This window comes from Maribacter taeanensis (genome assembly GCF_047345145.1).
In the GTDB taxonomy this organism is placed as follows: domain Bacteria; phylum Bacteroidota; class Bacteroidia; order Flavobacteriales; family Flavobacteriaceae; genus Maribacter_C.
Genome location: NZ_JBLFER010000001.1, coordinates 568,932 through 581,946, shown reverse-complemented (window position 1 = coordinate 581,946; position 13,015 = coordinate 568,932). Strand labels below are relative to the sequence as shown.

General features: G+C 37.4%; 13 protein-coding genes. 11 read left to right on the top strand and 2 right to left on the bottom strand.

Annotated features, from left to right (window positions below; translation table 11 throughout):
• Nucleotides 1-229: 229 nt before the first annotated feature.
• Entirely contained in the window at nucleotides 230-709 is a 480-nt protein-coding gene (locus tag ACKWCD_RS02505) for a hypothetical protein (protein ID WP_413982348.1), read from the top strand.
• Here ACKWCD_RS02505 and ACKWCD_RS02500 read toward each other — a convergent pair.
• Nucleotides 706-1,128: a winged helix-turn-helix transcriptional regulator gene (locus tag ACKWCD_RS02500; protein ID WP_413982347.1), complete on the bottom strand. Its 423-nt coding sequence runs from the start codon at nucleotides 1,126-1,128 to the stop codon at nucleotides 706-708. The genes ACKWCD_RS02505 and ACKWCD_RS02500 overlap by 4 nt on opposite strands.
• Before the next feature lie 83 nt (nucleotides 1,129-1,211).
• Here ACKWCD_RS02500 and ACKWCD_RS02495 point away from each other — a divergent pair, with 83 nt between their 5' ends.
• Entirely contained in the window at nucleotides 1,212-1,913 is a 702-nt protein-coding gene (locus ACKWCD_RS02495; protein WP_413982346.1) for a hypothetical protein, read from the top strand.
• Between the two features lie 2 nt (nucleotides 1,914-1,915).
• On the opposite strand, the gene ACKWCD_RS02490 is transcribed toward ACKWCD_RS02495, so the two are convergent.
• Entirely contained in the window at nucleotides 1,916-3,265 is a 1,350-nt protein-coding gene (locus ACKWCD_RS02490) for an integrin alpha (RefSeq protein WP_413982345.1), read from the bottom strand.
• Nucleotides 3,266-3,675: 410 nt separating this feature from the next.
• On the opposite strand from ACKWCD_RS02490, the gene ACKWCD_RS02485 reads away from it, so the two are divergent.
• The 9 genes from ACKWCD_RS02485 to ACKWCD_RS02445 all read left to right on the top strand — a co-directional run bounded on the left by ACKWCD_RS02485 (nucleotide 3,676) and on the right by ACKWCD_RS02445 (nucleotide 12,578).
• Nucleotides 3,676-5,088: a purine-cytosine permease family protein gene (locus tag ACKWCD_RS02485; protein ID WP_413982344.1), complete on the top strand. Its 1,413-nt coding sequence runs from the start codon at nucleotides 3,676-3,678 to the stop codon at nucleotides 5,086-5,088.
• Nucleotides 5,089-5,090: 2 nt separating this feature from the next.
• Complete coding sequence (locus ACKWCD_RS02480; RefSeq protein ID WP_413982343.1) at nucleotides 5,091-6,575, top strand: mannitol dehydrogenase family protein; 1,485 nt, start codon at nucleotides 5,091-5,093, stop codon at nucleotides 6,573-6,575.
• 210 nt (nucleotides 6,576-6,785) lie between these two features.
• Entirely contained in the window at nucleotides 6,786-7,652 is an 867-nt protein-coding gene (locus tag ACKWCD_RS02475) for a hypothetical protein (protein WP_413982342.1), read from the top strand.
• Complete coding sequence (locus ACKWCD_RS02470) at nucleotides 7,645-8,094, top strand: hypothetical protein (protein WP_413982341.1); 450 nt, start codon at nucleotides 7,645-7,647, stop codon at nucleotides 8,092-8,094. Before ACKWCD_RS02475 ends, ACKWCD_RS02470 begins: the two co-directional genes overlap by 8 nt.
• Nucleotides 8,095-8,237: 143 nt before the next feature.
• On the top strand, nucleotides 8,238-9,077 hold the full coding sequence (locus tag ACKWCD_RS02465; protein ID WP_413982340.1) for a hypothetical protein: 840 nt from the start codon (nucleotides 8,238-8,240) through the stop codon (nucleotides 9,075-9,077).
• Between the two features lie 69 nt (nucleotides 9,078-9,146).
• Nucleotides 9,147-9,830 (top strand): hypothetical protein, encoded by a 684-nt coding sequence (locus tag ACKWCD_RS02460; RefSeq protein ID WP_413982339.1) that lies wholly within the window; start codon nucleotides 9,147-9,149, stop codon nucleotides 9,828-9,830.
• A 121-nt stretch (nucleotides 9,831-9,951) separates the two neighbouring features.
• Nucleotides 9,952-10,842, top strand: a complete 891-nt coding sequence (locus ACKWCD_RS02455) for a hypothetical protein (RefSeq protein WP_413982338.1) — start codon at nucleotides 9,952-9,954, stop codon at nucleotides 10,840-10,842.
• Nucleotides 10,843-11,072: 230 nt separating this feature from the next.
• Entirely contained in the window at nucleotides 11,073-11,942 is an 870-nt protein-coding gene (locus ACKWCD_RS02450; RefSeq protein ID WP_413982337.1) for a DUF5694 domain-containing protein, read from the top strand.
• 135 nt (nucleotides 11,943-12,077) lie between these two features.
• A complete protein-coding gene (locus ACKWCD_RS02445; RefSeq protein ID WP_413982336.1) occupies nucleotides 12,078-12,578 on the top strand; it encodes a hypothetical protein in 501 nt (166 codons plus the stop codon).
• The last annotated feature ends 437 nt before the right edge of the window (nucleotides 12,579-13,015 follow it).

The following is a 13,015-nucleotide window of genomic DNA, read 5'->3' as shown; positions in this document are numbered from 1 at the left end:
GCCTACGAAGCTAGAAAATTATTGATGTATGCGCATCACTTTATTCAGGTATGGACCTACTTCAAGAAATAAACAATTAAAAAGGACGCAATCCGTAACTTCGAATAACCTGTTATTATCGTTCCCATATGGTCAGATTACTATGTATTATCACAATAAAAAAATGAGGAAAGCAAAAGATATACGCAACCAATAACAGTATTCTAAGTCTTAAAGGAAATGAATAGTTATGAAAAAAGCTCTACTAATTTTAATATGTGTTTCAATGTTAAGTGCTTGTTCAAAAGGCGAAGAAGACCTTTACTCTTATACCTTTAGCAAAAATTCTAAAGTAACTAGCGAATCCTTTGAGGGTAGTTATATGAGGCATGGAAAAGTAGTAAGAGGTGCTAATTTGGTATTTGAATACGTATTTGTAAAAGATGATGTAGAAAATATAGCGGATGATGAATATTCTGAATTTATTTATTTTGAGATTGATCCAAGTCTTGATGAATTCAATTATGTCGACGAAGAATTGAATACCATAAATACAGTTTTTACACAAAGTTGCTTTTGTGCGTTTTTTGAAGAGGAAAAAAATGTGGCGCCAACTGGGTCCATTAGCGGAAAAAAAATATCTGAAACGCAATGGGATATTACCATAGATGTAATTTTTTATGGTGATGAAGCAAGAAATATAAACAACAGATTTCAGCTAAAGGACTAAAACCCATCAATAATTTGACTTGCGAATTCTCTGTATTCCATTTGAACACGCTCCACTAAAAGTGAGGTAGAACTACTTTCATAGTTATTCATAACAGGATGCTGCTCTCGCACATGTTTATCACTCCAACGTGCAATTTCTAAAATCATAGGTGTCAAATCCATACCTTTCTCTGTAAGCAGATAGATGTTTTCCTTTTTGTTCGCAGGTAATTTTCTTTTAGTGATTATATGAAGTGATTCTAACATTTTTAAGCGAGAGGATAATAGATTCGATGCTATCCCTTCATCAGACGCTACGAATTCTTTGAAAGTTTTCTTATGATGCATGAGCATATCTCTAATGATAAGCAATGACCATTTATCACCTATTAAATCTAAACAGGAAGCGATAAGACAAGAAGATCGAAACTTTTTCATGATAACTTTTTATGAAAATTTACTTTACTTATTAAAGTAATATGTATTTTCACTTGAATAAGTAAAGTAAAAATAATGAAATTATGTTAGCAGGTCATTATACTGCCGCTTTGGTGGCATATCAAAAATTTCCTAAGGGAACCTTACTATATTTCTTAATTGCCTCGCAGCTCCAAGATCTATTGTGGTTTACACTACACTTTTTAGGATTAGAATATACAGGACCAAAGGACGTTTTTGACACAACCTTGAGCAATATGACCGTAGACATGTTGTATAGCCACGATTTACTACCGCAAATACTTTGGTTGGCCATCATATTTCTTGTTGGGAAGGCAGTATTTATGAGTACTAAAATTGGTGTTGCGGGTGCTTTAATCGCGGCGAGCCATTTTATACTAGATATCTTTTCGGGCCATCCGCACCATATATTTGGTGCAGAGACACAAAATATCGCACTCGGTCTTTACGCAACAAATGTGTACTTGGCCATAGCTATTGAGGCTGTCTTCTGTGCGGTTGTGCTTTGGTATTTCTTTAAACAAGATACTAAAAACGGAGTTCAACGTACTTTAAAGAACAAAACAGCAATCATAGGCTTGTTTGTATTTGGTATTGTCTTTATGTTATCGATTGCAACCAAATCTTTTAGGGAATTATTGGGAATCCCAGAATTTGACCTAGGTTTCAATTCAAACGTACCAACCTTAGTCATTACCTATGTTACCATGATTTTTTATCTAAACTATTTCTTACCGAAGTTCAGTATTGACCGGAAAGATTAAATTCAGTTAGGCCTAAAAAATAGCGTATACACTGAGCCCGTACCTCCTGCTCCACCACCAAAGTTTACGGCAATGGAACCGTCTCCTTTTAAATCCCCTACATAAGAGATAGAACGTGAAAAACGATCTTCGGGACCCAAAGACAATCCGAATCCGCCATCGGTATTATTAATCCTATCAAAGGCCCTTACCGTTTTATCTCCATTTAAATACAGTACATAACCCCAACCTTCACTTTGTTGATTTGCCCCAGTGATTAAATCCGTAATTCCATCACCATCAATATCACCAGCGGCACACATGGCATGACCAAACTGTCCTCCCATACTTCCGTTGGGGTTGGTTTCCAAATCAAGTATATCGGTGAAGCCGTTCATGCCTTCTGTGATTTTAGTTTTAGACACCACGCTAAAATTTGTTGCATCCAAAGAAAGTAGCCAAATAGCTCCCTTTCCGCCGTCGGACATAAATGCACCAACCGCCAATTCTAAAGTTCCATCAGCATCCATATCACCCAATAGGGCAACTTCCCTTCCGCCGAATTGATCTCCATCTTCTAGTCCATCTCCGAAATTCCCTGCGGTGGAACTAATGGTAACGGAGTTTGCATACATCACTTGTGACGATTCATTCAAAAACAAGATATCAATCGCCCCGCGAGATGGTCCGCCATCATCAGAACCAGGATTACAAGCTACCAAATCTATTCTACCATCATCATTGATATCACCAATTGCTGTTAGCCCTTGAGCAATGATATTCTCATTTTTGACAAAATCCTTTGCGGTTCCGTCGGCATTCAAATGAATAATATAAAGGGAGTTATTAGGAGGTACAGGAGAAGACACAGCAATATCAGGAATTGCATCACCATCATAGTCGCCAATACCTGCAACCCCATAGCCAAAGAAATTACCCGCATTCAAGGTTTCTGTAAACCCACCTTCCAACATTGATATTTTTTGATTTGATAGAACAGTGCCATCGCTATTCATAAACAAAATGTAGACCGCGCCAGCATCAACGCCTCCATCGTCATCGGAACGTGCACCGATAACATAATCGATGACCCCATCACCATTCACGTCACCTATGGCATCATGATCTCGTCCAAACCGGTCACCGGAATCAAGGTCGGCTACGAGTCCGCCAGAACCGTTCTCGATTTTCAAGAAACCTTCTGCTGTAAATAAGGTACCAACCGTATCATCATCGGTATCGCTATCATCATCGGATTGATCATCATTGGGGACTTCAACAGCGTCTTCTGGGGTTGCTATGGGTTCATCGTCGGAACTACAACTTAGTAAAATGGAGAGAAAACAAACGAATAGGAGATTTTTGTGGAGCATAATTTTTTTGAATAGGACTCTGCTTTACGCCAAAGGTTTAGTCCGATGCGTCATTTAAAAATTATTATCTTAGGCAAAGCACATAACAACCAGCCAATCCTATGAGCACAAACTCCTCCGAATTCGACCACCTCAAAAACCTTGACGAAGAACAATTACCCGTAGCCAAACATAAATTACACGATTGGACCCATTTTGCCGGACTCTACGCAGCAGAGCATGTAGCGGCTACGGAGTTTGTCATCGGGGCGACCTTTGTCGCGCTTGGCGCCAAGACCATGGATATTATTCTAGGACTCCTAATTGGTAATATTCTAGCCGTACTGAGCTGGAGATTCATCACCTCCCCGATTGCTGTTGATACGCGGCTGAGCCTTTATACCTATCTGAATAAGATTGCGGGTGATTCGATGACACAATTGTACAACTGGGCCAATGTCATTATCTTTTCTGTGATATCGGCGGCGATGATAACGGTCTCTTCAACAGCGGTGCGTTTTGCTTTTGATATTCCTGCGCAACTGAATTGGTACCCTACCAATGCCTGGTTTATTTTGATTGTTTTGGCCGTGGGCATCGTTGTGGTGTCCATTGCGCTCTATGGATTTAATGCCGTTTCTGAATTTTCGGGCATCTGTGCGCCTTGGCTTTTTGTGATGTTTACGAGTGGCGCTATGGTGCTCCTCCCCGCTTTGTCTTTGGATGTTTTGGATAAAACCTTACCCGCTGGATGGGCCGATTTTATGACCCTCGGTGACCAATCCATTTGGACGGGCATCAACAGTGACGGAGCCCCCGGAATCGGATTGGTCGAAGTCATCGGCTTTGGTTGGGCCGCCAATACCATAACACATTTCGGATTAATTGATATGGCCCTCTTGCGTTTTGCAAAAAAGAAGAACTACGGATATGCCACCAGTACCGGTATGATGTTCGGTCACTATGTCGCATGGATTGCTGCCGGAATCATGGGTGCCGGTGCCGCCGTCATTTTAGGAAAATCCATCGTAGAACTCGACCCGGGTGATGTTGCCTATTATGCCCTCGGGTGGTCCGGATTTGTGATTGTAATTGTTGCTGGTTGGACGACCGCGATTACGAATTTATATAGAGCAGGTTTGGCCGCACAAGCAATTTTCTTTAACCATTCCCGAAAGCTTACGACGATTGTAGTCGGTGTGGTCACAGTAGCCATCGCCTGTTTCCCTTTTGTGTTTTCACAAATACTGCCGCTACTCACCTATGCAGGGCTGCTGGTAGTTCCTGTGGGGGCGATTGTATTTGCGGAACATCAGCTATTCCCTAGAATTGGTTTTACGCGCTATTGGTCTTCGTATCGCAAACTGACCTTTAGTATGCCTGCCGTGGCCTCTTGGGCCTTGGGCTTGGTCTTCGGTTTTGGACTGAATGCCTTGGATGTGATTTCCTTCTATTATCTCTTTATCCCGACTTGGTTTTTTACCATCGCGGTGTATACGCTGCTCGCATCTCGGTATGGAGCCAAGCAGGAGTATCCTGAGGAAGCTAAGGCAGACGAAGTACGACAGGAAACTATTGAACGCTTTCAAGAACAACAAGCAAAGGAGGAAGTTGTTATTCCTAAGGATGTTTCCATGCTTTCTAAGGGATTAAAATTCATCGCTATTTCTGCTTTGGTGGCCACCTTGGTGTTGGCTTGTAATGTGATGTTCGGAAGTGCTTCGGAAGCAAAATATATAGCAAATCGGGAACTCTTTTATACCTACGCGTTTATTTGTACCATCATTTATTTCGTACTTGCTTATTGGGCCTTAAAACGTGGAAAAACAAATACGGCAGCATAAGGATGGAAACCCCAATTCAACTCAATCAAGCTAATTTAGGAGCCATAGGAAACCATATCCCCGTGCCCAAGTATTCGCGTGATACGGAAAATAGGGGAATCGTACATATCGGCGTCGGAGGATTCCATAGAGCCCACCTCGCCTATTACTTGCATCAACTAAAACAGTCAGGCGATGTGTCTGCATGGAACATTATTGGAATTGGTTTACGCGATGCGGATGCAAAACTCTATGATATTTTCAAAAAACAAGACCACCTCTACACTTTGATGGTCAAACACCCCAGCGGAAAAATCGAACCCGAAGTCATTGGGTCGATAGTAGATTTTAAAATGGGCACCACAGACCCCGAACCCGTCATCTCCCAAATGGCAAATGAGAACACTAAAATAGTGTCGCTAACAATTACCGAGGGAGGTTATAATTTCAACCCCACCACAGGAGAATTCAATTTCGACAACCCCGACATACAACACGAACTCCGCCACCCGAATGACCCAATTACAGTCTACGGATTTCTTACCGCAGCCCTAAAAAGACGCCGGGATGCAGGCCTACCTGCTTTCACCATCATGTCTTGTGATAATATCGAACACAACGGAGACATGGCACGTAAGATGCTGCTCGCTTTTGCCGAAGAACAAAACCCGGACTTGGCAGCATGGATAGCCGTAGAAGTCAGTTTCCCGAATAGCATGGTAGACCGTATTACACCGGTGACTACTCCGGCAGATATCGAAACCCTAGCGCAAAACTTTGGCGTACAAGATGCCTGGCCCGTTACCTGCGAGCCGTTTCTACAATGGGTCGTAGAAGATAAATTCTCGAATGGCAGACCAGCCTTTGAAAAGGTAGGCGTACAATTCGTACCCGATGTGGGGCCGTATGAAAAAATGAAATTGCGATTATTGAATGCGGGGCATTCGGTTTTAGGATTACTAGGGGCGATACATGGCCACCCCACCATCAACGCCTGTGTAGAAGATGCGCTTTTCTCCAACTACCTACGTGCCTTTCTGGACCAAGAAGCGACACCGATATTGGGAGACATTAAAGGCATTGATTTGGAGGACTACAAAAACAGCCTCTTAGAACGTTTTGCCAACCCCAATATCAAAGACAGCGTCAGCCGTATTTGTTCGGAAAGCTCGGCCAAACTGCCTAAATTTTTGATTCCTACAATACATGAAAATTTAGCCACTGGAGGAAGTATCAAATTCGCCACCTTGGTTATTGCGGCTTGGTGTTATTATAGCGATAAACAAGTAGACCTAAATGGACGGCCTTTGCAAATTATTGACGCTATACACGGCAAATTGCATGATGCTGCGAAAGAAACTGCGAATAACCCATTAGCGTTTATTCAACAAGAATCGCTTTTTGGGGAGCTTGCCGAAAATGAGCGTTTTGCGACAAGCTATACTTCGCTGCTACAAGAATTGCATCAAGGTGCAGCTATTAAAAAGTTGATGCAAGGGCCACTATAACCAAATTCCAACAATCCAGAAATCAAATAATCCAACTTTCCAACTTCCAATAGCTAACAGCTAACCGCCAACCGTTACTGACCTTTTTATGACAGGCTTTCGTCGGTATTTGTACGATTTTATTTCTATTCTTTGTTTATATTGCAATACAAACATTTACAATTATGCACTCGAAACATTGTTGGGTGTATAACCTTTAACTAACTAAAAATGAGTAAAAAAGTATTTTTTGTTTATCGCTATCAAATTTTACCGATTTCAAGCAATTTACAAATTCGATTGGATTCCAACTATAATTCAATTGACGAATTAATTGAAAACAAAAACAAGATTCTAGGTAAAATTATTATCGATGAAAAAGCAAATTACCGTGGAAAAGGATATAATGTGATAAGCAAACACGAAGCATCTGATGGTGGTATACATTTTTTAAGAATGGGGGTTGAGAAAATGTTAAGTATTCATGATAAAGAATTTAAAAGTAAAACCGAATTTGATTATCCTAATTCTTTAGTCTACATTAATAATGACCCTGAACAGCAATTGATTTTAATTGAACATGAATTTAATGCTTTTTATAAACCAAAAGCTCTCAAGAATATAATAGAAAAAACGTGGAATCTATATTTAAAAGAAGAGGGGTTGACAGCCTATTTTAGTGAAATTACAGAAGCATCCGAATTTTGGGATACCATTTTGTACTATAAAGGCAAAATAAAGGCTTTGAACTTTACTTTTATTAGGCCAAACATGGCTAATATTTCAGGCAAAGCAGTAAATGCAATCAAAATTTTAAAAAACCAATCAAACAGCCATAAAACCACGTTAGGACTAAATGCTCCAAAAAAAGGGGTGCTGGAGAACATTACACCTGAAAATGAAGAAATATCTGATTTGGTGGATTATCAAGCTAAGGGTGGTGGAAATGCAACTATAAGAATAAAAGGAAGTAGGAAAAAAATAAAAACCTCAAAGAAACAAGTTACTTTTGAGGTGGATGAAGCTACGATTGAAAACGTGCCATTCAACAAGGTTTCGCAAGTACTAGAATCGTTTATAAACACAATGGATGGCTAACAGATTTAAAACCATATTCGCTAGTTTTGGAATTGCATTTATTCTGATAGTTTTTGAATACTTTCTTGAGAGTAGTTTCTTGTCTTTATTCTTGAAAGAAAATCTAGTAGGATTATTATTAACTCTAATGGCTATAAACACAGCTACTAGTACCGTTATTTCCGGAAAGCTTGAAGAAATATCAGAAAGAACTGGAGCAGATTTTGCGGATGTAATTAAAGAGATTAAATTCTCTTTAGTTGAGCAGATAGCTCTAATAATAATGGCTGTAATCCTATTAATCATTGAGGATAGTAAGGTTTTAGAAACCAAAGTTGAGTACTTTGACACCTTAATAAACATATTATTAGCAACGATATTGGTCTATGCTGTAGATATATTGAGGGATACTGGAGTAGCTATATTTAATATAGTGATTGAATTAAGTAAAAAAAATGATTAGAAAACCTAAGTACTCCCTCTCCAATTTACCGTTAGTTCGCAACTAGTGGCCGAAACAACAAAGAAGCTTAGTATTTGAGAAATAAATTAAAAGTACTTATACACAATTGTTGAACCTTATTGAAAACGAATACTTCAAGTAAAATGGAAATTAAAAACGTGACAGCGATATGGATTTTAAGTTGTAACGACAGTATTCCTCAAATAACCTATCAGGGCATAGGGGAAAGAATAAATGGTATTAGCGAAGAAGAAGTAAAAAACATAGTAAGACAATTTCCTGAACTATTCCAAGAAGAAATCCCAACCAAACAATTAGACCATTGGAAAAGCTCAATGAGTCAAGGTTTAAATAGACCAAAATGGATAGCAAAATCTTCCTCGCAAGAAGAAGATATTAAAAATCTTAAAACTTCAGATTTATTTCGTAATAGATTTAGAAATTCTATCGACGCTCAACCCGTAAGTTATAATTTAATAGAATGGGGAATAAATTACATAAACGAATATTTCAATAAAAAGGAAAGAAATAAAAATAAAACCTGGCAAAGAATCGGGACAATTGTTTTACCATTAATATCTCTTCTAATTGCTGGATATTCTATTCAAAATAGCTCTTCGTTACAACTAGAATCAATGAAAATTGAAAAACTAAAATTGAACAGAGAAATAATTATTCCAGAGTATAAGAAGTTTGTTTCTTCATTTTTCAAAACTATGGAAAAATTTGATGCTAATAGGCATATTCCTATCACCAAAGAAATGATTCAAACGCAAAGAGCTCTTTCTGAATTAGCACCATATATTGATAGTTCTGACCATAAAAAAATTTTAGTTGATTTTTCTAGATATTTCCATTTAATTCAATCTAATCAAAATACTGATTCTCTTAAACTTGAACAAAAAGATTCAATAGTAGAAGCATATTTAAGTGTTGAACAAAAAGTTAGAAAAGCAGTTTCTAAAAACATTAATGCGAAATAGCCCCCGCTACCACTAGTTTGTAACTAGTGGCCACAACAGTAAGGCAACAAGATACAAACAAGAAATATTGTGATTGACGTTGAAATTTTAATTCAAGACAAAGTAAATGCGCTTTGGAAAGAATTTAGTGAAGAAGAGTATTGTCAATTTGCGCCAAATTCTATTGCTGAAATTCCAGACGATGGATTAGTATTTATTGGAATTAACCCTTCATTGACTGATACAGTAAAAGAAAGACTAGTTAAAGACAACATTACGGATTGCGAATTCTATAAACTGTCTTATGATAAGAATACAAATTATCGTTATTTCAAAAAATTCTTTGATGTCTCGGAACAAACTGAACTAAATTGGGGCCATTTAGATTTGCTTTATAATAGAGAAACGAATCAGAAAAAAGTGGCAGGTTTATTAAAAACAGAACGTGGAAAAGACTTTCTTTATAAGCAATGTATGATAACAAAAATCGTGCTTGATAGAATAATCGATGAAAAAAACCCAAGGATATTTGTTGTAAATAATACTTTAGCACGAGATTTATTAGGGAATTATCATACTGAAAAACCAAAGATTAAAAGTACTCATTGGATTGGCTACGACTTTATTTGGAATGAAGATTTTGGAACATATGTGTATAAGAATAATGCTTTCTTTTTTACGAGTATGTTGACAGGCCAAAGAGCTTTAGACAATGGCTCTTTTCAAAGACTTATTTGGCATATTAATTTTGTAAAAAATAAACAGATTGAATAAAGTATCCCCCGCTACCGCTAGTTTACAACTAGTGACGTCCACAGTAAGCCATCTGCTTTATTAAAGAAATATGGTAACTTGTTATTATATAATAGTTGTTATAGACAATTAAAAAAAGGGAATGGCAACAGATGGAACTAAGATAATCGACGGAGATACAGCTAACGATACCTATTGGGGAATTATGGACTTGTATGATAGTGAAGCCGCATCAGAAATGATACTTAATGAATACCCGCTAGAACAACCTGATTATTTTGATGCTTTCGATAATGAAATTTATGTTACAAGTTGCGGACTTGCCTATTGGGAAATCGGACTAATGACCTCCAAAAGAATTGAATATATTGAGCATATTATATCAAAAAATGCTTGTGTAGACGAATGGACAAAGTTATCTGAGAAAGAAGGTAAATCAAGAAAAAGTGTTTTAACACGATTTCTAAATAAAATCAAAAAAGAAAACACTAAAATAAGAAAGCCAAAAAAGTATCGTAAAATTTCAAACTTCATATTTAACGAAAATGATATTTTGTCATTTAAGCTTAAAGACAATAGCTACAGAAGTTTAATCTGTATGAAAATAGACCAATATAGAGGTAATTGTAATTATTGGTTTGTACCGACTATGTATAAAAGTTTCGAAAAACCAACAGAAAAATCAATAACCAAAGAAATGATTTTAGGAAGAACTGTTGGCTCTGGTTATGACAAAGAAACAACTAGAAAAGAACAACCAGGAATTGAAATTATTTGGGATTATGTTGGCGGAAATCCTAAGTTCTTTTTTGGATTTGTAATTGATGCTGTTGAGCACAAAGATTTGCTAAAATTTAAAGACTCTTTTGAAAGAATAGGTTCGGTAAACATCATTGACGGACTTAAAAAAACAGGCTCATTTGGTTACTCGGTAAATTTCGAAAGATTTGAGGAAAGATATGATGACTTAGATAAACAAATAAGCATTTTTGGTTATAAAAAGTATCCTATCGAAATAATGATAACAAAGTAAACCCCGCTACCGCTAGTTTGCAACTAGTGGCGGTAAGAGTAAGCGCACAACTACTAACACAACCGTAAGCAAAGTTTTTTAATTGGAAATCGAATAAGTTCTCACTCATGCTGGCCACCAGTTGCAAATTAGCGGTAGCGAAATTACGAAAGCATCACCTTTGAAATAGCCCATCAACTGTAACACTTTTAGAAAAAGGGACTCTTTCATTAAACCAATACTGCTTAATTATGAAAAACTCCTTGCTTCTTTTATCAGCCCTACTATTGATTTCGTGCCACGAAACAGAAACCACTTCAACGGTAGCCGAAACCAAAAGTGTACTAAAATCAGCCTCAGATTTTTATTCGAAAGAACGTGCACAGGTACTTGTAGTAGGTACCTTCCATTTTGATTATCCGGGTCTTGATGATTTTAAGTCCAAAGAAAGCGATAAGATTGACGTACTTAAAGAACCTAAAAAGTCTGAAGTCACCGACCTTGTAGAATACATCAAAAAATTCAAGCCCACCAAGATTGCTATTGAAGCGCATCCGGGTTATGGTTGGAATGATAAATTTAAAGCATATAAAAAGGGCGAATATCACGACGAAAGAGGTGAGCGCTACCAACTAGCCATGCGTATAGCCACAGATACCAATCTTGATACCTTATACACCGTTGATGCAGAGAACTTACGAAGCGACTTGTATATGCGTGATTCAACACTACTAGATTCACTCACTTATAAAATTGATTGGGAAATCGATGATCCGTATATGACCATTGCCAAAGAATATTTCAATTACCGTGAGCAGCAAATCAAAAACACCCATTTACTTGATGTATTTAAAAACATGAACTCCCGTGAAGGTCATAACACCAATTTTGGTCTATATCTAACGGGTTCCTTTGCCACCGGAGGCGTACAAGGGGCTGATTACTTTTCAATGTGGTGGTATAATCGTAATGCAAGAATATTTGCGAATATTATAAATATCACCGAAGGACCTGATGATCGTATCTTGGTAATTTTTGGTAACGGACACGCTGCTATACTACGTCAGTTCTTTGAAGCCTCACCGCAATATGATTTTGTTGAGTTTAGTAGCCTAGAATAGAAGACTAACAGTACCTTATACTATAGAACCCCAGCTATCGAAAGAATTCAACAAAAACAGAAAATGTTTTGTAAGCGAACAGTAAAAACTGTAACACTGGGTAATGCTGATAGTCTTTACATAAATTATAGCACTATGAATATGATAAAATTTATTCTAACCGCAATTATTCTGATATTTTCTTTGAATAGTTATTGTCAAACAAAAATCACTTCAGAAGATTTGAAATTAGCTGTCGGAAATTGGGAAGGTAGTATTACCTATCTCGATTATCAAAGCAATACACCTTTTACAATGCCAGCTAATCTTCTAGTTGAAGAAGGTAATAACTCAAACACCCTTGTATTAAACAATAGCTACCCTAACGAACCAAAAGCGAATAATTCAGATAAAATTAAAATTGGGAAAAACGGGTTGCTGTTAAATAAGCATGCCGTGACATCAAGAGAAGGGCTTGAAAACGGTGGCATTCAAATTCAAACGGAACATGATGCTAAAGATGATGGTAAAAAGGCACGTATACGATACACCTATAGTATTGAGAAAAATGTGTTTGTAATTCTAAAAGAAGTTCAATTTGCAGAACTGGCTGATTGGATAAAAAGAAGTGAGTTTAGGTATACTAGAAAAAAGTAAGCCCGTTGGCACTCGTCTCCCCCCGCTACCGCTAGTTTGCAACTAGTGGAAACAACAATACCCCAAGACTTCAATACTTGATATCGATTTCTTCTTACTCCACCTTATCAATAATATCAGGTCTATCCATTTCCTCCTCAAGCGCGAGCATCTTGCGCTAATAGTGGTAAATCCAAAAGTGCCTATTGGCCGAGACCGGTAAACAATATACGGTTAATAAAGCTGGTTAAGAAATTGAAAATGACACTGCATAATTAGACGTTTAAGTACTTCGGCATACCTAGGCTTAGCGACTAAAAATGAATCTGAACAGATAGAATTAAAAGAGCGTTTGATTAAATTACTGATAATGAAGTACCAAGGTTGCTTTTTTCTCTTCAAAGACTATAAATTAATATCAACAATATATCTAAAAAATATTAGTTAAGGTTAGTACC

Coding starts and splice junctions, on each gene's coding strand:
- ACKWCD_RS02505 (WP_413982348.1), top strand. CDS start 230: ATGAAAAAAGCTCTACTAATTTTAATATGTGTTTCAATGTTAAGTGCT.
- ACKWCD_RS02500 (WP_413982347.1), bottom strand. CDS start 1,128: ATGAAAAAGTTTCGATCTTCTTGTCTTATCGCTTCCTGTTTAGATTTA.
- ACKWCD_RS02495 (WP_413982346.1), top strand. CDS start 1,212: ATGTTAGCAGGTCATTATACTGCCGCTTTGGTGGCATATCAAAAATTT.
- ACKWCD_RS02490 (WP_413982345.1), bottom strand. CDS start 3,265: ATGCTCCACAAAAATCTCCTATTCGTTTGTTTTCTCTCCATTTTACTA.
- ACKWCD_RS02485 (WP_413982344.1), top strand. CDS start 3,676: ATGACACAATTGTACAACTGGGCCAATGTCATTATCTTTTCTGTGATA.
- ACKWCD_RS02480 (WP_413982343.1), top strand. CDS start 5,091: ATGGAAACCCCAATTCAACTCAATCAAGCTAATTTAGGAGCCATAGGA.
- ACKWCD_RS02475 (WP_413982342.1), top strand. CDS start 6,786: ATGAGTAAAAAAGTATTTTTTGTTTATCGCTATCAAATTTTACCGATT.
- ACKWCD_RS02470 (WP_413982341.1), top strand. CDS start 7,645: ATGGCTAACAGATTTAAAACCATATTCGCTAGTTTTGGAATTGCATTT.
- ACKWCD_RS02465 (WP_413982340.1), top strand. CDS start 8,238: ATGGAAATTAAAAACGTGACAGCGATATGGATTTTAAGTTGTAACGAC.
- ACKWCD_RS02455 (WP_413982338.1), top strand. CDS start 9,952: ATGGCAACAGATGGAACTAAGATAATCGACGGAGATACAGCTAACGAT.
- ACKWCD_RS02450 (WP_413982337.1), top strand. CDS start 11,073: ATGAAAAACTCCTTGCTTCTTTTATCAGCCCTACTATTGATTTCGTGC.
- ACKWCD_RS02445 (WP_413982336.1), top strand. CDS start 12,078: ATGAATATGATAAAATTTATTCTAACCGCAATTATTCTGATATTTTCT.